The sequence below is a fragment of the Sphingomonas sp. Root710 genome (assembly GCF_001429065.1).
In the GTDB taxonomy this organism is placed as follows: Bacteria; Pseudomonadota; Alphaproteobacteria; order Sphingomonadales; family Sphingomonadaceae; genus Rhizorhabdus.
Map to the genome: position 1 here is coordinate 336,656 of NZ_LMIB01000015.1, position 23,266 is coordinate 359,921.

The following is a 23,266-nucleotide window of genomic DNA, read 5'->3' on the forward strand; positions in this document are numbered from 1 at the left end:
CCCTCAGTCCCGGCGGGTGAGCGCGTCGGCCTGCTTCTCGGCGCGGCGCATCGCGGCGAAGCTGACCGCGACGACGCCGATCGTGCCGATCATGCTGATCGCATAGGCCGCAATGATGAAGGGCCAGTGGTTCATTCCGTCGCTATCCTCTTCAGCCGCGCTTCGACCTTGGCCTGGGCGAGCAGCGCGCGCATCCGCATCAGCACGATCGCGCCGAACAGCAGCGAGAAGCCCAGCGTCGACAGTAGCAGCGGCCAGAGCAGCGATGGGTCGATCTTCGATCCGCCCAGCCCGATGCTCTGCCCCTGATGGAGCGTGCGCCACCATTCGACCGAATAATGGATGACCGGGATGTTGACCGCGCCGACCACGCCGAAGATCGCCGAGATGCGGTCGTTGCTGCCGCGCTCCGCGCCCGCCGAGGATAGCGCGATATAAGCGAGGTAAAGGAAGAACAGCACCAGCATCGAGGTCAGCCGCCCGTCCCATTCCCAATAGGTGCCCCAGGTCGGGCGGCCCCACAGCGAACCGGTGATCAGGCAGATCGCCGCGAACAGTGCGCCCGGCACCGCGATCGCGCGTGCCGCGACCGACGCCAGCGGGTGCCGCCAGATCAGCTGCATAAGGCTGGAAACTGCGATCCCCGACCAACCCGCCATGCCCAGCCAGGCGGCGGGGACGTGGACGTACATGATCCGGACGCTCTCCCCCTGCAGATAGTCGGGCGGGGTCAGGAACAGGCCGGCGACCAGCGAGACCGCGATCATCGCAGCACCGGCCCAGCCGAGCCACGGCGTCAGCGGGCGGGCGATCGACAGGAAGCGGGCGGGATTTGCGAATATGTGCACGGGCGGACGCCATAGAACAGCTTGGGGCGGGTGGAAAGTGCGCGGCGCAATAGGGGCCTGTCATCTCATAGATTGATGCCCAAGGGTTGCCCGGACACCGGTTACGGCCCATGGGGCGGCGCGATGTCACCGTCAAAGCCCCATGACCAGCATCATCACCACCTGCGCGGAATCATTTTGCGCTCACTGGCGGTGCTGGGCTTCGCCGCGATGATAGCCTCGCTCAAGAAGGCGAGCGAGGGTGGTGCGGGCGTCATCGAGATGGTCTTCTATCGCTCGCTGTTCGGCATGCCCGTCGTGCTGGTCTGGCTGATGATCGGCCCGGGCCTCGGCATGATCCGCACCCAAAGGCCCCGCGCGCACCTCATCCGCTCGGCGATCGGCATTACGGGCGTTTTGCTCAATTTCGGCGCGTTGAGCCGGTTGTCGCTTCCCGATGCCGTGACGATCGGCTTTTCCGCACCCATCTTCGCGACGATATTGTCGGCGCTACTGCTCAACGACAAGGTCGGCCGCCACCGCTGGACCGCCGTCGCGATCGGCTTTCTAGGGGTCGCGATGATCGTGCGGCCCGGAGGCCAGCCGATCGATCATCTCGGCGTCATCATCGCGATAGGCGGCGCGATCGGCACCGCGGGCGTCACCGTCACGGTTCGCCAGTTGGGCGGCACCGAACATGTCGGCGCGATCGTCTTCTGGTTCTTTGTCTGCTCGATGACCGTAAGCGGAGTGGGGATGATCTTTCTGGGTCACACCCACCCGCCCGAAACATGGCTGATGCTCATCCTTGGCGGAATGTTCGGCGCGGTGGCACAGGTGCTGATGACGATGTCGCTGCAGGCGGCGCCGGTGTCGGTGGTCGCGCCCTTCGACTATGCGCAGATCGTTTGGGCCAGCATCCTGGGATGGCTGGTCTGGTCGGTCGTCCCAGGCCTTAACATGCTGGCGGGCGCCACGCTGATCGTCGGCAGCGGGCTCTACACCGCATGGCGCGAGCACCGGCTCAATCGCAACCTGATGCCCGCCACCCCGCCGATCGAATAAAGCTGGCGCAGTAGTTTCATACGTCACCCCGGACAGATCCCGCTTCCGCATGATCTGTCCACGGTTGCTTGATCCGGGGTCCCGCTTCCGTCGCGTGCAGGCGGTAGAAGAGCGGAATCCCGGATCAAGCCTGGGACGACGAAATCGATTAACCCCTGCCGATCAGCTTCATCGCCATGCGATCGGCGACAACGGCCGACGGAACCCCGCTAGCCGCACTCTCCGTCCAGATCTGATCCAGCCGCTCGGGGATCTTCGCGACCCGCGCCTCGACCTCAGCGCGATCGCCCTGGCCCAGATATTCGAGCGCGACGTTGATGATTCCGCCTGCGTTGATGACATAGTCGGGCGCATAGAGGATGCCGCGCGCGTGGATGCGATCGGCATCCGCCGGGGCCGCCAGCTGATTGTTCGCCCCGCCCGCGACGATCGGAACCTGCAGCGCCGCAATCGAACGCTCGTCGAGGATCGCGCCAAGCGCACAGGGGCTGAGGACATCGGCCTCGACCGTCATGATGTCGGCCGCCGCGACCGCTGTCGCACCCAGTTCGTCGGCCAGCGCCTTGGCGCGCTTCGCATCGGCGTCGGCCAAGGTCAGCTTGGCGCCGTCCTTGGCCAGCAGCCGGGCCAGCCCGCCGCCGACGCTGCCGACCCCCTGGATCGCGACATGCACGCCCGCCGCATCCTGCTTGCCCAGCCCGCGCGAAATAGCCGCGCGGACGCCCAAATAGACGCCCTTCGCGGTGGTCGGGCCGGGATCGCCGCCCGCATGGCCCGCCGCCACCGGCAGGCCCGAGACATGCTTCGTCTCGCGCGAGATCGCGACCATGTCGGCGTCGGACATGCCGACATCCTCGGCGGTGATGTAGCGCCCGCCGAGGGCCTCGACCGCGCGGCCGAAGGCGGCCAGCATCTCGGGCGTCTTGGTGCGGAGCGAATCGGCGAGGACCACTGCCTTGCCGCCGCCCATCGGCAGGCCGGCCATCGCGTTCTTGAAGCTCATGCCCCGCGACAGACGCAGCGCGTCGGTGATCGCGTCGGCCGGATCGGCATAATGCCAGAACCGTGTGCCGCCCGCGGCCGGCCCGAGATGGGTCGAATGCAGCGCGATGACCGCAGTAAGCCCCGACGCCGCGTCGCGGAACAGGTGGACGCCCTCATGGTCGTCGAAGTCGGGATAGGTCCAGGGAGCGGTCATGCGAGCCTCGCGAAATTAGATTGCGTGGACGCGCAATAATATTATTCGACGGCGAATGCCACCCGAAAAATGCCGCTATAGCCGCAAAGGGAAATGGGGCGATCGACGGGGATTGAACCCGCAACCTCCGGTACCACAAACCGGCGCTCTAACCAATTGAGCTACGATCGCCACAGGGACGCCGCTGGGCGTCGCCGACCGGCGCTCCATAGGCAAAGCCCCTTCCGGTGGCAAGCGCGGATCGGGGGTCCACGTAACTCTACCATTTTAACATGGTTGGGCTTGCCTCGCCCGTCGCTTGGTCCCACAAGGCGTTCCGTGCTGTCCCAACGAACCCGGTATGCGATCCGCGCGCTCCTGCATCTGGGCGACCATTATGGCGAGGGGCCGATCCAGCTCGCCGAAATCGCTGACAAGCAGAATATCCCGGGCAAGTTCCTGACGGTGATCCTGTCTGAGATGAAGCGCGCCGGCTTCGTCGAGACGATGCGCGGCAAGGAGGGCGGCTACTGGCTGTCGCGCCCGCCGAGTGAGATCACCTATGGCGATATCGTGCGCGCGACCCGCGGCTCGCTCGCGCTGGTGCCTTGCGCGGCAAGGCTCGCCTATGCGCCGTGCGATCATTGCGTGACCGAGGCCGAATGCCGGCTGCGCGCGGTGATGCTGTCGGTGCGCGACGAAACGGCCAATATTCTCGACAGGTTGTCGCTCGCCGAAACCGTTGCGATCTGAACCGGCGGACGCCGGAGCCGCCTCCGCAACGATCCCCGGTTTCCCTCGGATTTTTGACCCCGATTCGTGACATCCCGGGCTACCCGCGGCGACTTCGCGTTAGCGTTAACCCTTCGATTCATGTCGATTTTTCGTTGACGGCCCATATGCCCGCGTTATGTCAGCGTTCAGGAACGGCATTCGAGCCGGGCCGATATAATGCTATGGGAGCTGCTCGAATGAAGAAGTTCGCACTCGTTTTGGTTGCCGCCGGCCTGATGTCGGTCGCCGCTTGCAGCAAGCAGACGCCGGCTGAGAACGCCGCCGACAATGCCGCTGCGGCGCTTGAGAACCAGGCCGACGCGCTCGACAACGCTGCTGACCACGCTTCGAACGAAGCCGTCGAAAGCAGCCTCGAGAACGCTGCCGACGCCGCTGAGAACGCTGCTGACGCGGTCGAAGACAAGAAGTAATCGGCTGGCCTTAGCGGGCCGCCATTACTGAAAAGAATGGGCGTCCCTTCGGGGGCGCCCATTTTTTACTGCCAATATTACTCTCACCCATTGACGATCGTACCGCCATTGGGATGCAACACTTGCCCCGACATGTAGCTGGCGTCCTCGCAGGCCAGGAACAGGAAGCTCGGCGCTACCTCGTTGGGCTGGCCAGGCCGCCCCATCGGGGTGCTTTCGCCGAAATGCTCCAGCTTTTCCGGGCTCGCGCCGCCGCTCGGGTTGAGCGGGGTCCAGATCGGTCCCGGCGCCACCGCATTGACCCGGATGCCCTCGCCGACCAGATTCTCCGACAACGAGCGGGTGAAGGCAGTGATCGCCCCCTTGGTGCTCGAATAATCGAGCAACTCCTTGCTGCCCTGGTACATGGTCACCGACGTGCAATTGATGATCGCCGCGCCGGGCTTTAGGTGCGGACGCGCCGCCTGGGTCAGGAAGAACATCCCGAAGATGTTCGTCTGGAAGGTCCGGCGCAGCTGCGCCTCGCTGATGTCGGTGATATCCTGGTCGGGATGCTGCTCGCCGGCATTGTTGACGAGGATGTCGAGCCGCCCCAGCTTCTCGACCGCCTCCGCGACCGCCCGCTCGCAGAAATCCTTGTCGCCGACATCGCCTGCGATGGTGATAGCCTTGCGGCCTTCGCGCCCGACGATCTCGGCGGTCTTCCGCGCGTCGTCATGCTCGCATAGGTAGAGGATCGCGATGTCGGCCCCCTCGCGGGCATAGAGCGCCGCCACCGCGCGGCCGATGCCGCTATCGGCCCCGGTGATCAGCGCAACTTTGCCGTCGAGCCGCCCCGAGCCCGGATAGCGCGGCGCCCAGTCGGGCTTCGGCTCAAGTTCGCTTTCGTGACCCGGAAGGCCATCCTCATGGATCATCGCCTGCTGCTGGTCGGTCATGACACTCTCCTTTCGCCGCTCAACGAAAGGAAAGCGAGCCAGTTCAGTCCGTTGCGGGCGCGGCCCGCGTAACGAGCCGGTCGCTCACCACCTCCATCGTGAAGATCGGGTCGGCATCGGGCGGCACCTCGGCAACCGCATCCTCGAACGCGGCGCGCGTCTCCGGCTCCTCATAGGTCATCTTGTGATCAAAAGCGTAGCGCCAGGTCGCCTCGTCGGGCCATTCGGCATAGCCGACGAAGCGGCCGTCGGCATCGCGGTGCAGCCGCGATCCGTAGCTGCCATATTTGGCCCGGATCAGGTCAGTGCCGCGCGACCATGCCTTGATGAATTGCTCCTCCTTGCCGGGGTGCACCCGCCACCAGTATACCGCGACGAACATCCGCGCCTCCCCTCTCGGTCATACGTCCGGCAGACGCTGCTCTGCGACGCCCCATCCTTTCAACGCCTTGGACGAGGCGCGCGCCAGCAGTTTCTTGACGTCCCGGATCGTGAACGCGCTCGCCTTGTCGAAACCGTCGAGCTCGTCCCAGCTTACCGGCGCCGCGACCGGCGCATTCTCGCGCGCCCGTACGCCATAGGGGACGACTGCAGTCGCGCCGCGCTGGTTGCGCAGATAGTCGACGAAGATGCGGCCCACCCGCTTGGCCTTCGCCATGTTCGCGACGAAGCGATCGGGCTCGGCCTGGGCCAGCGCCTCGGCGAAGCGGTGGCAGAAATCCTTGACCTGCGGCCATTCGGCCTCCGGGGTCAACGGCACGATCACATGGATGCCCTTGCCGCCCGACAGCATCGGGAAGCTGACCAGCCCGATGTCGGCCAGCATCGTCCTGATGTCCTTCGCGGCCCTCTTCACATCGTCAAAGTCGAGCCCGACATCGGGATCGAGGTCGAAGATCAGCCGCTCGGCCTTCTCGATGTCCTCGACCCGCGATCCCCAGACATGGAACTCGATCGTGCCCATCTGCACGCAGCTCAATATCCCCGCGATGTCCTCGACATAGAGATAATCCTCCACGTCGCCGTCCTTCTCGCGCACCGGTACATGGTGGACGGTGTCGCCGAAACTGCCTGAGTCATGCTTCTGGAAGAAGCACTGCTTGCCGCGACCCTGCGGACAGCGGACGAGGCTGACCGGGCGGCGGGCCAGCCACGGCAGGATCAGCGGCCCGATCGCCTGATAATAGTCGGCGAGGTCGCCCTTGGTCGCCTTGGCCTCAGGGAAGATCACTCGGTCGCGGTTGCTGATCGTCACCACCGGCTCCGCCTGTTCGATCTCCTTCACCGGCGTCGGCTCCTCGCGTTTCACCTCGGCGGCCTTCTTGTCAGACCGCAGGCCGAGGAAGCTGGCATGGCGCAGGACATCGTCATGGGTGAACTCGGCGAAAGCGATCTCCGCCACCAGCTCGGGCCGGATCCAGTGTGCGCCGCGCCGCTCGCTGCGCGGCACATCGGCAGCAGCGCTCTCTTGCGCCAGGGCGGCGAACTTCTCACGCAGCATCTCCATGCTGTCCTGATTGAAGCCGGTACCGACCTTGCCGGCATAGATCAGCCTGCCGTCCTTGTGCTGGGCAAGCAACAGCGCGCGGAAGCGGCGGCTGCTCTTGTCGCTGCTGGACCAGCCGATGATGACGAATTCCTGCCGCCGGGTGCATTTCACCTTCACCCAGCTGGTCGTGCGATCGCCGCGATAGGGGGCGTCGGCCTTCTTGGCGATGATCCCCTCCTGCCCGGCCTTGCACATCGCCTCGAACAGCTTCTCGCCCGCGCCGACGACATGGTCGGCATAATGGATCACCGGATCGCTGTCGGGCAGTAGCGCGGCGAGCTTTGCCTTGCGCTCGACATTGCCGAGCTTGGTCAGGTCCTCGCCATTCAGCGACAGCAGGTCGAAGGCGAACAGTTCGAATCCCCCACCTTCGCCCTTGATCGCCCTCTGCAAGGCAGAGAAACTTGGATTGCCCTTGTCGTCGGGGCTGACGATCTCGCCGTCGATCAGGCAGGGCGGCAGCTCGAGCGCTGCGATCGCCTCGGCGATCGGGGCGAACTTCTCGGTCCAGTCAAGCCCGCTACGGGTGTGGATCTTCACCTTGTCCCCGGCCACCCCGATCAGCGCGCGATAGCCGTCGAATTTGATCTCATGAATCCAACCATTGCCTGCCGGGACATGATCGACCAGCGTCGCCAGCTGCGGCTTGCGAAAGGCAGGCGGATTGCCCGCCGCCTTCGCCGCCCGACTGACGCGCGGCTTGGCCCTGGTCCGGACATGCTTCTCGGTTTCGGCCATGATCGCGTCGAACGCCTTGCCGCGCTTGCCTTTCAGGCTCGCCTCGCCCTTCTTGTCGGCAGCGATCTCGGCCATGGTCCGGCCGGTCTTCACGCTGGTCAGTTCGCGTGCGACCAGATCGTCGCTGCCGCCCGCCGCATCGTCGTCGATCTTGCGGAGCAGCCAGTTCTCGCGCTTCTCGCCGGGCCTGCCCTTGATGCGCACCAACAACCATTCGCCCTTCATCCGCTCGCCATCGAGGGTGAAGTGCAGATGCCCTTTCTCCAGATCCTTTTCGCTCTTGCCAGCGATCGGCGCCCATGTGCCCTGATCCCAGAGCATCACCGTGCCGCCGCCATATTCGCCCTCGGGGATCGTCCCCTCGAAGCTCGCATAGGACACCGGATGATCTTCGGTCCGCACCGCCAGCCGCTTGTCCTCGGGGTTAGGGCTCGGTCCGCGCGTCACCGCCCAGCTTTTCAGGACACCGTCCATCTCCAGCCGGAAGTCGTAATGCAGCCGCGTCGCGTCATGCTTCTGAACGATGAATCGGTGCTGCCCCCGCTTCTCCAGCCGGCCCGCAGGCTCGCGAGTCTTCTTGAAATCGCGCTTCCGGTTATAGTCGTCGAGCCCGGCCATCAGCGAAATACCGTCACCCCGGGCTTGACCCGGGGTCCCGCTTTTCTTTGCGGGTGGATTGAAGAAGCGGGACCCCGGGTCAAGCCCGGGGTGACGGTAAGGATGAGGGGTTCGAACCCGACCATGCCTCAGGCCCGCTTCCGCGCGGGAGCCTTTTCCACCGCGGGCTTCTTCGCGGCGGGCTTCTTCGCCGCCCCCGCCTTGGCCGCCGCGCCGCCACCACTGTCGACCGACTTCTTCAGCGCCGCCATCAGGTCGATGACATTGCCCTTGCGCGGCGCGCCGGGCTCCTCGACATCCTCCAATATCTTCTTGCCGCCCTTCGCCTTCTTCTTTTTCTCGATCAGCCCTTTCAGGGCATCGACATAGCGGTCGTGGAATTCGCTCGCATCGAACTTCGCGCTCTTCTTCTCGATCAGCGTCTCGGCCAGGTCGAGCAAGTCGGCGTCGGGCTTACTGTCGGGAATGTCGCGGAAATAGCTCTGCGCCTTGCGCACCTCGTCAGCGTAGCGCAGCGTCTCCAGCACCATGCCGCGCCCGCAGGGCTTCAGGCTCACCACATATTCGCGCCCGCGCATCGCCAGCTGGCCGAGCCCGACCTTCTTCGTCCGGCGCAGCGCCTCGCGCAGCACGATGAACGCCTCCTCGGCCAGCTCGTCGGCGGGAACGACATAATAGGGCTTCTCGAAATAGAGCACGTCGATCGCGTCGGCATCGACGAACTGGATCAGCTCCAGCGTCCGCTTGCTCTCCAGCTTGACCGCGTCGATCTCGTCCTGTTCGAGCAGGACGTAATTGCCCTTCGACACCTCATAGCCTTTGACGATGTCGTCGGTGTCGACCGGCCCGACGCCGGGCACGACCTTCTCATATTTGATCCGCTTGCCCGACGGTTCGTGGATCTGGTGAAAGGCGACCGTGGCGCTGCTGCTGGTCGCATTGTAGATCTCGACCGGGATCGACACGAGCGCGAGGCGGATCTGCCCCTGCCAATAGGCACGCGCGGCCATGATGATTCCTCCTGCGGAATGACAGGCTGATTCAAACCTTTAGCGCGCGCTTCGTTCCCCGTTGCAAGAAACTGTTTACCAAGCCGCTCTATACCGCCGTCTAATGGACCAGAGCCCGGTCACGACGGAGAGCGCAAAGCTGCATGAGGCGATCGCCGAGATCGCCCGGCGCTGCGGCCGTTTCGCGATCGAGTGCAGCGACGTCGGCGGCAATGTCGTCGGCGTCGGCGACAAGATCGTCGCCCAGGCCGATCTGCTCGGCCAGCTCCGCCAGGCCGCGACCGACCTGCTCGGCGAGCAGGAACAGGTCACCGACGCTGCCGCCGAAGCCCGCGAATATGCCAGCCAGGCCCGCCATCATCTCGAACGCTCGAAGCCGGTCGTCGACGGCGCGATCGAAAGCTTCGCCGGGCTCACCGATCTGGTGCTGCGTCTCGGCGCGCGGATGGATAAACTGGAGGAGGCCCTGCGCGAGGTACAGGGTGTCGCCCTGACGATCGACCGCATCGGCCGCCAGACCAATCTCCTTGCGCTCAACGCGACGCTCGAGGCCGCCCGCGCGGGCGAGGCCGGGCGCGGCTTCGCGGTGGTCGCGGGCGAGGTCAAGAAACTCGCATCGGACAGCCGCAACGCCACCGAACATATCGCCCGGACGATCGACCGGCTCAGCCAGGAAGCGAAGGGCATCGGCGACGAGATCGACGCCGGGGTCGCCAGCGGCGGCGAAGCCCGCGCGCGCACCGCTGAACTCGCGCTGGTGCTCGGCGAGACCCTGAACTTTGTCGACGCGCTCGATAGCCGCAGCGGCAACATCGCCGAGGGATCGCTCGCGATCCGCCGCACCGTCCATGATTTCCAAATGGGCCTGACCGGCCTCAGCGGCGATGCGCAGGCGAACAGTGCGGCGCTCGGCGAAGCCAGCGACCGGCTCAACCATCTCGAACACATGTCGAACGAGCTGCTCAACCTGGTGTCGAGCACGGGCGTACCGACTGCCGACACGCCCTTCATCGACAGCGCACGCCGCCTGATGTTCGATATCCGGCGCGGCATCGAAAGCGCGCTCGACGACGGGTCGCTGACCGCCGACGCCCTGTTCGATACCGCCTATGCGCCGATCCCCGGCAGCAACCCCGAACAGTTCAGCAACCGCCTGGTCGCTTTCGCCGATGCCCATGTCCGGCCGCTGCTCGACCACGCGGTCGCCGCCGACCAGCGCGTTCTGGCCGCCGCGATCATCGACGCCAACGGCTTCCTGCCGACCCATATCAGCAGCCGCTCGCACCCGCAGGGGCCCGATCCGCTGTGGAATGCCGAGCATTGCCGCAACCGCCGCTTCTTCATGGACCCGCAGACCGCGGCAAACCTGAAGAGCGACGCGCCCTTCGTCCTCGAAACCTACCGCCAGGATCTCGGCGGCGGCCGCTATCGCCCGGTGAAAAGCGTCAGCCTGCCCCTGTACGTTCGCGGGCGGCGCTGGGGCAACGTCGAATTCGCCTATCTCGACTGAGGGGCCACCCAAAGAAAACCCTCCCCGGGACCGGCCCAAGGAGGGTTTCTGCTATGCGGATGAGCGCTTGTCCCACCCTCCACGAACGGGCCCGGCGGATCGCCAGGCCCCGCGCATGATCAGAAGCGGATGCCAAATGCGGCGACGCCCTGGTTGCGGCTCAGGCCGGCTTCATAGTTCGAGTAGCGATACTCGACCTTGACGAAGGTCTTGCCGGAAAGGACATATTCATAGCCGAGGCCGGCGCGGACGCCGTCGCCGTTGCTGCCGCCGAAGCCGTTCACTTCGAGACGCGCATTGGTGTAGCCCGCCTTCACATAGAGCAGGCCCGAGCCGACGACGGTGCCAAGACGGCCGCCGATGTACAGGTCGCGATCGGTTTCGACGTCGGGACCGACCAGCTTGAGCTTCGCGGTCGAGTCGGTCGCATCGGCTTCGATGCCGAGGACTACGCCGCCGACAGCCATATCGTAGCCCGCGCCGATGCCGTAGAGAAGGCCATCGGGGTTTTTCGCGCCGGACACGTTGACATTGTCATAGCCGACGATCGCTTCCACGTGGAAACCGGTGAACGCGGCGTTGTCCTGCGCCATGGCGGGTGCGGCAAAACCAGCCGCGAGAACAGCCGCCAGAACATACTTCTTCATAAAATCCCCTTGAATCTGCTGTAGTTACGATACAGCGGGGCGGCCCCTAGGCGGACCGGCGGCGGCTGGCAACAACGATGCGCCAGGGTCAGCATATCGGTTCGGACCTGTCACATTACTGCAACAGAAAAGCGCGCTATTCCGCCATTTTCGATGTGATTTCCTCTTGAAATCGCATTCGAATTCCGATTCCGCGCGCGGGACGCATCAGGTGATCAGCTTGCGCAGATTGGCAATCGTGTCGGCTTCCTCTGGCGGCTTGTCGCGGCGGATCCGGGCGATCCGGGGAAAGCGCGTCGCGATCCCCGATTTGTGCCGCTTGCTGTCATGGACGCTGTCGAAGGCGAGTTCGACAACCAGCGTCTTCTCGACCTCTCGCACCGGCCCGAACCGGTTCAGCGTGTTGTTGCGCACGAAGCTGTCGAGCCACTTCAGCTCCTCGTCGGTGAACCCCGAATAGGCCTTGGCGACGGGCAGCAGCTCACCGCCCTGCGCGGGATCGTCCGACCAGCAGCCAAAGGTATAATCCGAATAGAAGCTCGATCGCTTCCCATGCCCGCGCTGCGCATACATCATCACGCAGTCGATCGTCAGCGGGTCGCGCTTCCATTTATACCACAGGCCGGCGCGCCGGCCCGCGACATAGGGGCTGTCGCGGCGCTTGAGCATCACCCCCTCGATCGCCGCGTCGCGTGCGCCGGCGCGGGTCTCGGCCAGCTCGTCGAAGTCGCGTGCCGCGATCACCGCCGATATGTCGAAGCGGTCCGGATCGAGCCGCGCGGCAAAGGTTTCGAGCCGTTCGCGCCGAGCGGTCCAGGGCAATTCGCGCAGGTCGTCGCCACCGTCGATCAACAGGTCGTAGAGCCGGACGAAGGCGGGATAGTCGCTCAGCATCTTCGCCGAGACATTCTTGCGCCCCAGCCGCTGCTGCAGCGCGTTGAACGACGCCGCCGACCCGCCATGCTCGGCCGCGCCCTGTGCCTCGCCGCGCACCAGCATCTCGCCATCGAGCACCGCGTCGATCCCTTCGGCCGCGCGGGCGATGTCGGGAAAGGTCGCGGTGATGTCGTCGCCCGCCCGGCTGTAGAGCCGAACCTCACTGCCCACGCCGACGATCTGGACGCGGATGCCGTCCCATTTCCACTCGGCGGCATAGTCGGCAAGGTCGACCGTCCCGTCCTCGAGCGGATGCGCGAGCATGAACGGCCGGAAGAAGGGCGTGCCACGCGGATCGGGCCTCTCGCCGCCCTGCCCCCAGGCGAACAGTTCGGCATAAGGCGGCTTCAGCGCGTGCCAGACCTCTTCGACCGCATCGACGTCCAGCCCGAACGCCTGTGCGACGCCGGTCTTGGCGAGCCGCGCCGAGATGCCGACCCGCAACCCGCCGGTCGCCAGCTTGAGCAGCGCGAACCGCCCGCTCGCGTCGAGATGATCGAGCATCTCGCCCAGCGCGGCAGGCGCATCGGCGCGGCCGAGCTTCGCCAGCCGCTCGACGACCGCCGACAGGCTCAGCGATCCGTCGTCGATCTCGGCGGGCTGGTCGATCCGTTTAGGCCAGATCAGTGCTACGGTCTCGGCAAGATCGCCGACATAGTCGCGGCTCATCCGGAACAGCATCGGATCGACCCGCTCGTCGACGATCGCATGGATCGCCGCGCTCTTCACCGCGGGCAGGCTCAGGTCGCCGGTCAGCGCCGCCAGCGCCCAGCCGCGATCTGGATCAGGCGCCTCGCGCATATAGTCGGCGATCAGCGCCAGCTTGGCGTTGCGCGAGCGGGTGTAAACGAGTCCGTCTAGCAGTTGGGAAAAGGCGTGCATCAGAACGCGCCGCTCCAACCTATCCCCAAACCGCTCATCCTGAGGAGCCACTGAGCCTGACGAAGTGGCGTCTCGAAGGATCCTTCGAGACGGCGCCTTCGCCTTCGCTCAGTCCCCTCCTCAGGATGAGCGGTGATGTTATTTTTCCGCGCCCTCACCCCTCGTCCTCATCTTCATAGCCCACCAGCGCCAGCGCCCGCGCCCGCATCTGATGCATCCCGCACCAGTGGACCAGCGCCTCCTCGCGGCCATGCGTCACCCAGATTTCGGACGGCGCGACCTCGCGGATCGTCGCGGTCAGCTCGTCCCAGTCGGCATGGTCGGAAATCACCAGCGGCAGTTCGACATTCTTCTGCCGGGCGCGCTGGCGCACCCGCATCCACCCCGACGCCATCGCGGTGATCGGATCGGGCAGCCGCCGCGACCAGCGGTCGTTGAGTGCGGAGGGCGGCGACACGACGATCTTGCCGCGCATCTCGGCGGCATTCGCCGCCGTCGCCGGGCGAAGCTCGCCCAGATCGACCCCGAAGTCGCGATAGAGATCGCACATGCGCTCCATCGCCCCGTGGATGTAGATCGGGTCGCCGTGGCCATGCGCGCGCAGCTCGGCGATTACCCGCTGCGCCTTGCCCAGCGCATAGGCCCCGACCAGCACGCAGCGCTCGGGCGCGGCGTGCAGCGCGCCGAGCAACCGGTCCATCTCCTGTCCGATCTCGGGGTGACGGAACACGGGCAGGCCGAAGGTCGCTTCGGTGATGAAGATGTCGCAGGGGGTTATTTCGAACGGCGCGCAGGTCGGGTCGTCGCGCCGTTTGTAATCGCCGGTCACCACCACACGCTCGCCGGCATGTTCGAGCAATATCTGCGCCGACCCCAGCACATGCCCCGCAGGCACATAGCTGATGTCGACCCCGCCCAGCCGGATGCTTTCGCCATAGCCCACCGGCGTCCCCGCACTGGTGCCGTAACGCAGCGCCATGATCGCCAAAGTCTCGGGCGTCGCCCAGCTCATGCCATGGCCGCCGCGGGCATGATCGGCATGGCCATGGGTGATCAGCGCGCGATCGACCGGGATCGACGGATCGATCCACGCGTCCGCCGGACGGACATAGATTCCCTGTGGTGAAGCCTCGATCCAATGACTCATCACAAGCTAGACGATAGCCCGGCGCGACGGTTCCATCCACCGGGATGCGCGCTGCGCGAACCATGCGGCCCTGCCGGAGCCGAATAGGCGATTTTCGAAAGCGCCGAGCCGAATGCGCAAGACTGGGCCGGCCGGCCGGCGAAGCAGACCGGTGACAAGCGCGAAATCGGCCGATAGGATGTTACCAACAGTAACATGAGATCCCCCGCCATGGCCTTCACGCTCAAAGTCAACGGTGCCGAGCGCAGCATCGATGTAGACGACGACACCCCGCTGCTCTGGGTTATCCGCGACGACCTCGGCCTCACCGGCACAAAATTCGGCTGCGGTGTCGCGATGTGCGGCGCCTGCACCGTCCATGTCGATGGGCAGCCGATGCGCTCCTGCTCGATCCCGGTGTCGGCGGTCAGCGGCGAAGTCACCACGATCGAGGCGGTCGATGGGCCCGAGGCCAAGGCAGTGCAGGCCGCCTGGGTCGCGCGGGACGTGCCGCAATGCGGCTATTGCCAATCGGGCCAGGTGATGAGCGCGGTGGCGCTACTGCGCGAGAATCCGAAGCCCAGCGATCATGACATCGATCTGGCGATGAACGGCAACATCTGCCGCTGCGCCACCTATGTCCGTATCCGCGCCGCGATCAAGGACGCGGCCAAGGCGCTGGAGGCTTGACGATGGGCGCACACGACACCCGCTTTTCCCGCCGCGACGCGCTGAAAGCCGCCGGTGCCTTCACCATAGGCATGTGCCTGCCGCTTGGACACGCACGCGCAGCCGAGCCGGCCAAGGGACCGCCGCCGATCCATCCCAACGCCTTCATCCGCATCGGCGCGGACGATAGCGTGACGATCATCAGCAAGCATATCGAGTTCGGCCAAGGGCCGTATACCGGCCTAGCCACGATCGCCGCCGAGGAGCTGGACGCCGACTGGGCGCAGATGCGTGCCGTCAGTTCGCCCGCCAACGTCGCGATCTATGCGAACACCCTGCTTGGCGCGCAGCTCACCGGGGGGTCGTCGGCGATCGCCAATTGCTACGACCAGATGCGCCGCGCGGGCGCGATGGCGCGCGCGATGCTGGTTCAGGCCGCCGCCGCCGAATGGAAGGTCAGCCCCGCCGGCATCGGCGTCGAACAGGGTGTGATAAGCCATAAGGCAAGCGGAAAATCCGCCCGTTTCGGGCAGTTTGCCGCCGCTGCCGCCAAGCTGCCGGTGCCCAGGCAGGTGAGGCTCAAGGACCCTTCGGCGTTCAGGCTGATCGGCAAGCCAAGCGGCACGCCCAAGGTCGACAGCGCCGACAAGGCGACCGGCCGCGCCAAGTTCACCATCGACATCGCCGCACCGGACATGCTCACCGTTGTCGTCGCGCGCAGCCCGCGGTTCGGCGGCAAGCTGGTGCGCTTCGACGCCACCGAGGCGCTCAAGGTGAGGGGCGTCGTAGCGGTCAAGCAGGTCAGCAGCGGTGTCGCCGTCTACGCGACGGGCATGTGGCCGGCATTGAAGGGCCGCAAGGCGCTCGCCCTCGCCTGGGATGACGGCCAGGCGGAGATGCGCAGTTCCGACGCCATGATCGCCGAATATCTCGAAAAGTCCCGCACGCCGGGGCTGGTCCACAAGGCAAATGGCGATGTCGATGCCGCGCTGGCCACCCCGGGCGCCGAGGTAATCGAGGTTGCGTTCGCCTTCCCCTATCTCGCCCATGCGCCGATGGAACCGCTCGACGGCTTCATGGTCTGGGACGGCGCCACCGCGCGGGCCCGGTTCGGCTCGCAGGCACAGACGATCGACCAGGGCGCGATCGCCGGCGTGTTCGGGATCAAGCCCGACAAGGTGGAGATCGAGACCATGCTCGCGGGCGGCAGCTTCGGCCGTCGGGCTACCCCGAATGCGCATCTGGCGGTCGAACTCGCCGAGGTCGCCAAGGCGATGCCCGTCGGTACGCCGGTCAAGCTGGTCTGGACCCGCGAGGACGATATCCATGGCGGCCATTATCGGCCGATGTTCGTCCACCGCCTCCGCGGCGCGGTGAAGGACGGCAAGATCGTCGCCTGGCACAATACGCTGGTGGGGCAGTCCTTCATGAAAGGATCGCCCTTCGAGGCTGCGGTCATGAAGAACGGGGTCGATCCGATCATGAGCGAGGGCGCGTCCCGCACGCCTTATGATCTGGCCGACTTCCGTTGCGACGTCCACATCGCCGATTCCCCGGTCAGCACCCTGTGGTGGCGATCGGTCGGCCATACCCACACCGGCTATGCGGTCGAATGTTTCGTCGACCAGCTCCTCGCCGCGGCCGGACAGGATCCGGTTGCCGGACGCCTCGCGATGATGGGCGGCAGCCCGAGGGCGGCCGGCGTGCTCAAGGCGGTGGCCGAACTCGCGCAGTGGAAAGGGCCGCAGCCCGCCGATGGACGCGCGCGCGGTGTCGCGGTCGTGGAGAGCTTCAACAGCTTCGTCGCGCAGATCGCCGAAGTGTCGGTCGGCGATAATGGCGAACCCCGGGTGCACAAGGTCTGGGCCGCGGTCGATGTCGGCGTCGCGGTCAATCCCGACATCATCCGCGCCCAGGTCGAAGGCGGCGTCGGCTATGCGCTCGGCCATGCCCTCTATGCCGAGGTGCCGCTGAAGGACGGCTTGCCCGCCGTCTCCAATTTCAACGACTATCGTTCGCTGAGGATCAATGAGATGCCGGACATCGAAGTGGTGATCGTCAGGTCGGCCGAAGCGCCGACCGGCATCGGCGAGCCGGGGGTTCCGCCGCTCGCGCCCGCGGTCGCCAACGCCATGGCCGCGCTGGGCCACGCCCGGCCCAGCCGCCTGCCGATGGTGCGGACCGCATGAGCGCGCTTCGCCTCACCGCCGCAGCCGCGCTGCTGCTCGCCGCAGCCGCCGGCGCCGCGATCGCCGCCGGCAAGGACGTCGCCGCGCCGCCGATGGCGGCCAGCCTGAAGCCGCTGTCCGACTTCGCCGCAATCAAGGACCGCAAGGCGCGCTCGCTCGCCCTATTCCAGGAGGTCGGCAAGGTGCTCCAGCATCCGCGCTGCCTCAACTGCCACCCGCGCACCGACCGGCCGACCCAGACCGACACGATGCGCCCGCACATGCCGTGGGTGGTTCGCGGCGATAGCGGCATGGGCGCGCCCGGCCTGCGCTGCCAGACCTGCCATCACGACCGCAATTTCGATCCCGCGGGCGTGCCTGGCAACCCGAAATGGCAGCTCGCCCCCGCCGAGATGGCGTGGCAGGGCAAGACGCTCGGCGAGATCTGCGTGCAGATCAAGGACAAGAGCCGCAACGGCGGCAGGTCGATGCCCGAGCTGATCCACCATATGGCCGAGGACGAACTGGTCGGCTGGGGCTGGAACCCGGGCGGCAAGCGCACCCCCGCGCCTGGTACCCAGGCGCAGTTCGGCGCATTGTTCGAAGCCTGGGCGAAAAGCGGAGCCGTCTGCCCGGCAGGCTGAGGCCGGATTCGAAACCCGGCTGAGTGGGGCTATGCGCGGTAGTTCGCCAGTTTCTCCGAAACCTTGCCGCTTTTGGCATTGGCTTCGCGGACCTGTGCCGCCGCCTCGTCATAGAAGAAGGGCAGATAGGCATAGCGCCGTCCGCGCGTCACCGGCATCGCCTCGTGCAGCAGCGAACAGGAGAAGATCACCGCGCCCCCGGTCGGCGCGCGGTACAGCCGGTTGCCATATTCGGGAAAGCGCAGTTCGCCGCCCTCATAGTCCTCGGCGTTGAGGTTGATCGTGCAGGCGAAGCGTCGGTGAGCGGTGCCGGTGGTGCTGTTGTCGCGATGGGCGCGGAAAAAGCCGCCTTTGCCGTCGCCGTCATAGCAGGCGACGACGTAGCGCTCGACCCTGCTGACACGAAAATGGAAAGCGCGCTGGATCTGCGGAACCAGGGTTCGCAGCAGCCGCGCGTTGATCAGTGCGCGCAATTCGGGCTCGTCGTCGAGATGGAAGTCGGATCGCCGCTTGAAGCTGCTGTCGAGCGTGCCGACCGTCTTGCCCTCCTCTTCACGCATGAATCCTGACGGCTTGCCGCCATGGGCGTCATAAAGATCGATCAGCCGGCGGCATAAGGCCGGGTCGAAGATCCGGGGCACGACCAGCACGGGCGCGATGCTCATGTCCTCGGGTTCGCCGGCGAGCGCGGCCAGCCGGTCGAACAGCCGTACCCCCTCGGCGATGCCAGCGCGATCGATCACGCGCAGCGCGGGGTCGAGCAACAGCCAGAACGGACGGTAGCGCCCGTCCGCGCCCACCGCGCCATAACCGCGCGACACGCGGGCGTCATAATCGAGGAACCAGCGAACGCCGGGCATCAACTTGGCGATGCGCCCGGCGGCGGCGTCGTCGGGATCGCACGTCACTCCGAAGAAACAGGCGTGACGATCATCGAACAGCGCGCGTCGCGCGGCTATCATGCGCAGCGCGGCCTGCCCCGCTTCGGATCCGGCGCTCCCCGCGAACAGCAGCAGGATATGGCGGCCGGCGGCAGTATCGAATGCGAAATCGGGCCGCCCGTCGAGCGAGGCGGCGCGGAACCACGGTGCGGGATCACCCGCGCTGAACTGTACGGTCATGCGCGTCGCCTAATCCGTCAGCTCGGGTCCGCGGCGATGTCGTCGGCCACCGAATCGACCTTTTCGGGCGTGCCGTTGCCCGTGAGCGCATAGGACATGTCGCCTTCGCTCCAATAGGCAACCGATGTCCCCTCATGCCGCACCGTGGTCGGCTGCTCGGGGGAGTCGGTGTCCGCCCGCACCGCGAAGATCGACAATTTCTCCGCCGACGGCGTGCTGACCATCAGTTGCAGCGCAGGGCCCTCCTCCGACGGGAATATCTGCGCGTCGGTGACCACCCAGCGCGGCGGCAGCTTCGGCAGGCGGATATGGGTCGTGCGCTGCACTTCCTTGGCATCGAAAAGCGGGCTTTCGATCTGCGACGCCATATGCGCCCGCAGCAGGCCGGTGCGATAGGCGTCGACCGCGTCGCCGACGAATTCGGGCGGACTGGCCAGCACGTTGCGCGCCGGGATCAGGATCAGGACCAGCATCGCCGCGGCGGCGAGCCCGCGCGCCCCCGATCCGCCGAAGAACTGGCGGAGGCGGTGCAGCGGCGCTTCGTTGAGCCGCGCCGCCAGCCGGGCCGCGGCGGCACTCATCGCGGGCGGAATCTCGCCTGCCTCGGCGGCGAGCATGCGCAGCGCGGTGCGCAGCCGCAGGTCGGCCATGAAGCGCGCCGCGTCGGCCGGATGCTGGGCGAGATGATCCTCGACCGCGTAGCGCCGGCTGAGTTCGAGCTCGCCGTCGAGATAAGCGTGTATTTCGGCCTCGGTGATCGTTTCAGCTGACATCTCTGCCTCCGACGATATGGAGCCGACCCGGTTCGCTGGCCGCTTCAGGTTCGCGCAGCGCGGCGCGGGCGCGGTGAAGCCGCGACATGACGGTGCCGACCGGCACGCTCAGCGCCGCGGCGGCTTCCTGATAGCTCAGTCCCTGGACGCCGATCAGGCTGAGCACCGCGCGATGCTCCTCGGGCAGCGCCGCGAAGCGCGCCGAGACTTCGGCGAGGTACACCACCTGCTCCTGTTCGCCTTCGGCGATCGCCGGCCGGGTTCCGTCGATCAGCCGCGCGTTGCGCTTCAGCTCACTCGCCGCACGGCGCTTCTGGTCGATGAAGAGGTTGTGAACGATCGACAACAGCCAGGACCGCAGCGAATTGCCCGGCCGATAGGTCGCCGCCCGCTCATAGGCGCGCAGCAGTGCCTCCTGCACCAGATCGTCCGCCGCCGCGATGTCACGGGTCAGCGCGCGCGCATAGCCGCGCAGACGCGGCAGCTGCTCCTCGATGTCGGCGGTGGTCCAGCGGTCCATGCGGCATCTACGCCGTGGCCGCCGTCCTATTCCATCGGCGATCGATTATTTTGTCAGGCCTTGGTCGAACGCCCGCGGTTCGAGCCCTTCAGCGCGCGCGCGGCCAGCAGGTCGGCTGCCGCGACAGCCGCGACGATGCCCAGCGCGAGGAAGGCCATCTTGCGCTTCGGATTGGCCGGCGCGGCGATATAGCCGAGCGCAGCGAGGTCGAACATATCGCCCGCCAGCCGCCATTGCACTGGCGCCGCACTGGCTGGCGCCATCAGCCCGGCGATCCCCGTCGCGACTTCGCGCGCGCCGACGATCTGGAACAGCCGCCCGCCCATCTCCGAACCCGCGCCGATGCCTTGGCCGAACCGGCGGCCGAACAGCATGTCGGTGATCCCGAACGCCAGACTCGCCACGCCGATCGCGCGGCCGATATCATTCTTGTCCATCGCATCCTCTCCCTGCCTTGCCCTGAAACGCCGCAGCGGGGCAGAGGCTCCCATGTCACTGATCGCTGCCGGGCTCGGCCAGGCTGCGGTGCATTTCGGCGAGCGTCGAATTGGGCGTGACGTTGGCGACCGTCTGCTGGACCTTGTTCTTCCAGCCCGACACGATGTGGCGTTCGCCCTTCATCATCGCCGCCCAACCGTCACGCGCCACCTTGCCGGCGTCGTCCTTCTCCTGCTGTCCCACCTTGGTGTCGAGCAGGTCGGCGCGGTCGAAGAACTCGGTCTCGGTCGGGCCCGGCATCAGCGTCGTGATCGTCACGCCCTCGACCTCCTTCAGCTCGTTGCGGATCGCATCGGTGAAGTTGTCGATGAACGCCTTTGTGGCATTGTACACCGCGTTGAAGCTGCCAGGCATGTAGCCCGCGATCGAACCGGTCACCAGCACGCGCCCTTCGCCCCGCGCGGCCATATCGCGGAGCACCTTCTGCAGCAGATAGACCGTGCCGGTGATATTGGTGTCGACGACGCGGCGCCAGTCGTCCAGATCCTGCTCGAGGAACCCGCGGCCCAGCCCGCGCCCGGCATTCGCGCATAGCACATCGATCGTCCGTCCGCCCGCCGCTTCGAGCAGGCGGTCGACGCCCTCGATCGTCGCCAGGTCAGCCTCGACCGACTGCACATCGACGCCATGTTTGCGAAAGTCGCGGGCCGCTGCGTCGATCAGCGGCTCATCGGCGACGACCAGCAGGTCATAACCCTGCTCGGCGGCAATGCTTGCCAGTTCGAAGCCGATACCGGTCGACGCCCCGGTCACGATCGCGAATTTTTCGGCCATTGGTCTCTCCTTACTGCGCCACGGTCATGCCGGGTTTCAGCACGATCTTGGTCACGTCATTCTGTTCGTCGTGGAACATGCGATAGCCGTCGGGCGCCCGTTCGAGCGGCAAGCGGTGGCTGATCAGGAAGGTGGTATCCACCTTGCCCTCCATGATCGCATTGAGCAGCCCGGGCATATAATGCTGGACATGGGTCTGGCCGGTCTTGAGCGTCAGCCCCTTCTCCATCAGCGCACCAAGCGGGAATTTGTCGACGATGCCACCATAGACTGCGGGCATCGACACTCGTCCGCCCTTGCGGCACGCGACGATCGCCTGGCGGATCGAATGGATGCGGTCGGTGCCGAGGAAGGTCGACGCCTTGATCTGGTCGATGACATTGTCGAAGAAGAAACCGTGCGCCTCCAGGCCAACCGCGTCGATCACCGCGTCGGGGCCGATGCCCCCGGTCATCTCCATCAGCGCCTCATAGGTCTTGCTCTCCTCGAAGTTGATCGTCTCCGCGCCGAAGCGCTTCGCGAGTTCCAGCCGCCGGGGGGAATGGTCGATCGCGATCACCCGCTCCGCGCCCATCAGGAAGGCCGACTGGACCGCGAACAACCCGACCGGGCCGCAACCCCACACCGCAACGGTGTCGCCCGGCTCGATCTCGGCATTCTCCGCCGCCATCCATCCGGTCGGCAATATGTCCGACAGGAACAGCACCTTGTCGTCCTCGACCCCGTCAGGGATGACGATCGGGCCGACGTCTGAAAAGGGCACGCGGACATATTCGGCCTGGCCGCCGGCATAGCCGCCAGTCATGTGGCTGTAGCCGAACAGCCCCGCCATCGGCTGGCCGTACAGCTCCATCGCGATGTCCTGGTTATCGACGGGGTTGCCGTTGTCGCAGGCCGAATATTGATGCTTGCCGCAATGATAGCAGCTGCCGCACGAGATGGTGAACGGGACGACGACGCGCTGCCCCTTCTGCAAGGTCGATTTTGGCCCGGTCTCGACCACCTCGCCCATGAATTCGTGGCCCAGGATGTCGCCCTTCTGCATCGTCGGGATATAATGATCGTAAAGGTGGAGGTCCGACCCGCAGATCGCGGTCGACGTGATCTTGATGATCGCATCACGCGGGTTGACGATCTCGGGATCGTCGACCGTCTCCATGCGGACGTCATGCTTGCCGTGCCATGTCAGTGCGCGCATCGGCTCAGTCCTTCTCTTCTTCGCGCGCGGCGCGGGTGCGCGCGGCGGTGGCGATCTCGCCGGTTTCCATCAGCTGCTTGAAGCGGCGCAGGTCGCGCCGCGCCTGGATCGCGGGCTCGCGCTGAAACATCTTGGCGATCAGCTTGCCGACCACGCCCGCGGGCGGATCATAGACGATCGTCGCGGTGACGACCGTGCCGCGCCCGCCCGGCGCGTCGCGGAAGTCGATCCGCCCGCTGTTCGGCACGTCGGCGCCCTCCGTGGACGCCCAGGCGATCGTCTCGCCCTCGCGCTCCTCGGTGATCACCGCGTCCCACTCGACGGTCTTTCCGCCAGGCGCCTTGACCACCCAGTGCGAGCGGGCGTCATCGACGACATCGACCCGCACGACATTGTCCATGAAGCTCGGCAGCTTCGCGAAGTCGCGCCAATAGGCATAGAGCTCGGCGCGCGGGCGGTTGATCGTCACGGTCCGCCCGATCAGCGTGTCGCCCTTGGGTTCGACGAGCGCAGCGGTGGCCTCGTCGGCCGCGTCGCCGCGCTTCGACGCCGTCAGCGGCGCATCGTCCCTGATATCGGAATCGCGGGCATCGCCCATAACTTCCTCCGCGCTGTGGTGAATAGGCGGGGAGAACCGTGCAGAGCACAGCGCCGTTCCTATCGTTCCGGCGAT

Annotated in this window: 24 protein-coding genes and 1 tRNA gene; 7 read left to right on the forward strand and 18 right to left on the reverse strand. The window is 66.1% G+C overall.

The features are described 5' to 3' along the window. Positions 1–3 precede the first annotated feature (3 nt). Both ASE00_RS23585 and ccmC read right to left on the reverse strand, forming a co-directional pair. A complete protein-coding gene (locus ASE00_RS23585; protein WP_156405474.1) occupies positions 4–135 on the reverse strand; it encodes a heme exporter protein CcmD in 132 nt (43 codons plus the stop codon). Further along, positions 132–848: a heme ABC transporter permease CcmC gene (ccmC, locus tag ASE00_RS16680; RefSeq protein ID WP_056382344.1), complete on the reverse strand. Its 717-nt coding sequence runs from the start codon at positions 846–848 to the stop codon at positions 132–134. The genes ASE00_RS23585 and ccmC overlap by 4 nt, the downstream gene beginning before the upstream one ends. Positions 849–971: 123 nt before the next feature. On the opposite strand from ccmC, the gene ASE00_RS16685 reads away from it, so the two are divergent. Beyond that, positions 972–1,892: a DMT family transporter gene (locus tag ASE00_RS16685; RefSeq protein WP_056382346.1), complete on the forward strand. Its 921-nt coding sequence runs from the start codon at positions 972–974 to the stop codon at positions 1,890–1,892. 148 nt (positions 1,893–2,040) lie between these two features. On the opposite strand, the gene ASE00_RS16690 is transcribed toward ASE00_RS16685, so the two are convergent. Together ASE00_RS16690 and ASE00_RS16695 are read right to left on the reverse strand one after the other, a co-directional pair. Continuing rightward, positions 2,041–3,090, reverse strand: coding sequence for a Glu/Leu/Phe/Val family dehydrogenase (locus ASE00_RS16690; protein ID WP_056382348.1), 1,050 nt, complete (start codon positions 3,088–3,090; stop codon positions 2,041–2,043). A 94-nt stretch (positions 3,091–3,184) separates the two neighbouring features. After that, positions 3,185–3,261: transfer RNA gene (locus ASE00_RS16695), tRNA-His, on the reverse strand. A gap of 147 nt (positions 3,262–3,408) precedes the next feature. Here ASE00_RS16695 and ASE00_RS16700 point away from each other — a divergent pair. Beyond that, positions 3,409–3,822 carry an RrF2 family transcriptional regulator gene (locus tag ASE00_RS16700; RefSeq protein WP_056382349.1) on the forward strand — a complete coding sequence of 138 codons (414 nt, stop codon included), beginning with the start codon at positions 3,409–3,411 and terminating at the stop codon, positions 3,820–3,822. 218 nt (positions 3,823–4,040) lie between these two features. After that, complete coding sequence (locus ASE00_RS16705; protein WP_056382351.1) at positions 4,041–4,274, forward strand: hypothetical protein; 234 nt, start codon at positions 4,041–4,043, stop codon at positions 4,272–4,274. Between the two features lie 83 nt (positions 4,275–4,357). Here ASE00_RS16705 and ASE00_RS16710 read toward each other — a convergent pair whose 3' ends face one another. The 4 genes from ASE00_RS16710 to ASE00_RS16725 form a co-directional block, all read right to left on the reverse strand. Next, positions 4,358–5,212 (reverse strand): SDR family oxidoreductase, encoded by an 855-nt coding sequence (locus tag ASE00_RS16710; protein ID WP_056382353.1) that lies wholly within the window; start codon positions 5,210–5,212, stop codon positions 4,358–4,360. A gap of 43 nt (positions 5,213–5,255) precedes the next feature. Beyond that, positions 5,256–5,594, reverse strand: coding sequence for an antibiotic biosynthesis monooxygenase family protein (locus ASE00_RS16715; protein ID WP_056382355.1), 339 nt, complete (start codon positions 5,592–5,594; stop codon positions 5,256–5,258). 18 nt (positions 5,595–5,612) lie between these two features. After that, positions 5,613–8,117, reverse strand: a complete 2,505-nt coding sequence (gene ligD, locus ASE00_RS16720) for a DNA ligase D (protein ID WP_056382357.1) — start codon at positions 8,115–8,117, stop codon at positions 5,613–5,615. A gap of 128 nt (positions 8,118–8,245) precedes the next feature. Beyond that, positions 8,246–9,127 carry a Ku protein gene (locus ASE00_RS16725; protein WP_056382359.1) on the reverse strand — a complete coding sequence of 294 codons (882 nt, stop codon included), beginning with the start codon at positions 9,125–9,127 and terminating at the stop codon, positions 8,246–8,248. Between the two features lie 103 nt (positions 9,128–9,230). On the opposite strand from ASE00_RS16725, the gene ASE00_RS16730 reads away from it, so the two are divergent. Next, positions 9,231–10,637, forward strand: coding sequence for a methyl-accepting chemotaxis protein (locus tag ASE00_RS16730; protein ID WP_056382361.1), 1,407 nt, complete (start codon positions 9,231–9,233; stop codon positions 10,635–10,637). A gap of 119 nt (positions 10,638–10,756) precedes the next feature. On the opposite strand, the gene ASE00_RS16735 is transcribed toward ASE00_RS16730, so the two are convergent. From ASE00_RS16735 to ASE00_RS16745, 3 genes are all read right to left on the reverse strand, one after another. Continuing rightward, positions 10,757–11,284: an outer membrane protein gene (locus ASE00_RS16735; RefSeq protein ID WP_056382365.1), complete on the reverse strand. Its 528-nt coding sequence runs from the start codon at positions 11,282–11,284 to the stop codon at positions 10,757–10,759. Positions 11,285–11,491: 207 nt separating this feature from the next. After that, on the reverse strand, positions 11,492–13,102 hold the full coding sequence (locus tag ASE00_RS16740) for a cisplatin damage response ATP-dependent DNA ligase (RefSeq protein WP_056382654.1): 1,611 nt from the start codon (positions 13,100–13,102) through the stop codon (positions 11,492–11,494). Between the two features lie 154 nt (positions 13,103–13,256). Continuing rightward, on the reverse strand, positions 13,257–14,249 hold the full coding sequence (locus tag ASE00_RS16745; RefSeq protein ID WP_056382367.1) for a ligase-associated DNA damage response exonuclease: 993 nt from the start codon (positions 14,247–14,249) through the stop codon (positions 13,257–13,259). Between the two features lie 210 nt (positions 14,250–14,459). On the opposite strand from ASE00_RS16745, the gene ASE00_RS16750 reads away from it, so the two are divergent. From ASE00_RS16750 to ASE00_RS16760, 3 genes are read left to right on the forward strand one after another with little or no spacing between them, the layout of a single operon-like run. Continuing rightward, positions 14,460–14,918 (forward strand): (2Fe-2S)-binding protein, encoded by a 459-nt coding sequence (locus ASE00_RS16750; protein ID WP_056382368.1) that lies wholly within the window; start codon positions 14,460–14,462, stop codon positions 14,916–14,918. Positions 14,919–14,920: 2 nt separating this feature from the next. After that, on the forward strand, positions 14,921–17,086 hold the full coding sequence (locus tag ASE00_RS16755) for a xanthine dehydrogenase family protein molybdopterin-binding subunit (protein WP_156405475.1): 2,166 nt from the start codon (positions 14,921–14,923) through the stop codon (positions 17,084–17,086). Then, positions 17,083–17,709: a hypothetical protein gene (locus ASE00_RS16760; protein WP_056382372.1), complete on the forward strand. Its 627-nt coding sequence runs from the start codon at positions 17,083–17,085 to the stop codon at positions 17,707–17,709. Before ASE00_RS16755 ends, ASE00_RS16760 begins: the two co-directional genes overlap by 4 nt. A 29-nt stretch (positions 17,710–17,738) precedes the next feature. Here ASE00_RS16760 and ASE00_RS16765 read toward each other — a convergent pair whose 3' ends face one another. Genes ASE00_RS16765 through ASE00_RS16795 form a run of 7 tightly spaced genes read right to left on the reverse strand, consistent with a single transcriptional unit; the run spans position 17,739 to position 23,191 of the window. Next, on the reverse strand, positions 17,739–18,830 hold the full coding sequence (locus tag ASE00_RS16765; RefSeq protein ID WP_056382374.1) for a 2OG-Fe(II) oxygenase family protein: 1,092 nt from the start codon (positions 18,828–18,830) through the stop codon (positions 17,739–17,741). Positions 18,831–18,847: 17 nt separating this feature from the next. Next, positions 18,848–19,603, reverse strand: a complete 756-nt coding sequence (locus ASE00_RS16770) for an anti-sigma factor family protein (protein WP_056382376.1) — start codon at positions 19,601–19,603, stop codon at positions 18,848–18,850. Further along, on the reverse strand, positions 19,593–20,123 hold the full coding sequence (locus tag ASE00_RS16775) for a sigma-70 family RNA polymerase sigma factor (RefSeq protein ID WP_056382378.1): 531 nt from the start codon (positions 20,121–20,123) through the stop codon (positions 19,593–19,595). The genes ASE00_RS16770 and ASE00_RS16775 overlap by 11 nt, the downstream gene beginning before the upstream one ends. Before the next feature lie 53 nt (positions 20,124–20,176). Beyond that, the gene (locus tag ASE00_RS16780; protein WP_056382380.1) at positions 20,177–20,560 is read right to left on the reverse strand and encodes a hypothetical protein; all 384 of its coding nucleotides are present in this window, start codon (positions 20,558–20,560) and stop codon (positions 20,177–20,179) included. 55 nt (positions 20,561–20,615) lie between these two features. Then, positions 20,616–21,395 carry an SDR family NAD(P)-dependent oxidoreductase gene (locus ASE00_RS16785; RefSeq protein WP_056382381.1) on the reverse strand — a complete coding sequence of 260 codons (780 nt, stop codon included), beginning with the start codon at positions 21,393–21,395 and terminating at the stop codon, positions 20,616–20,618. A 10-nt stretch (positions 21,396–21,405) separates the two neighbouring features. Next, positions 21,406–22,593 carry a zinc-dependent alcohol dehydrogenase gene (locus ASE00_RS16790; protein ID WP_056382384.1) on the reverse strand — a complete coding sequence of 396 codons (1,188 nt, stop codon included), beginning with the start codon at positions 22,591–22,593 and terminating at the stop codon, positions 21,406–21,408. A gap of 4 nt (positions 22,594–22,597) precedes the next feature. Beyond that, positions 22,598–23,191, reverse strand: a complete 594-nt coding sequence (locus tag ASE00_RS16795; protein ID WP_082594771.1) for an SRPBCC family protein — start codon at positions 23,189–23,191, stop codon at positions 22,598–22,600. Positions 23,192–23,266 lie beyond the last annotated feature (75 nt).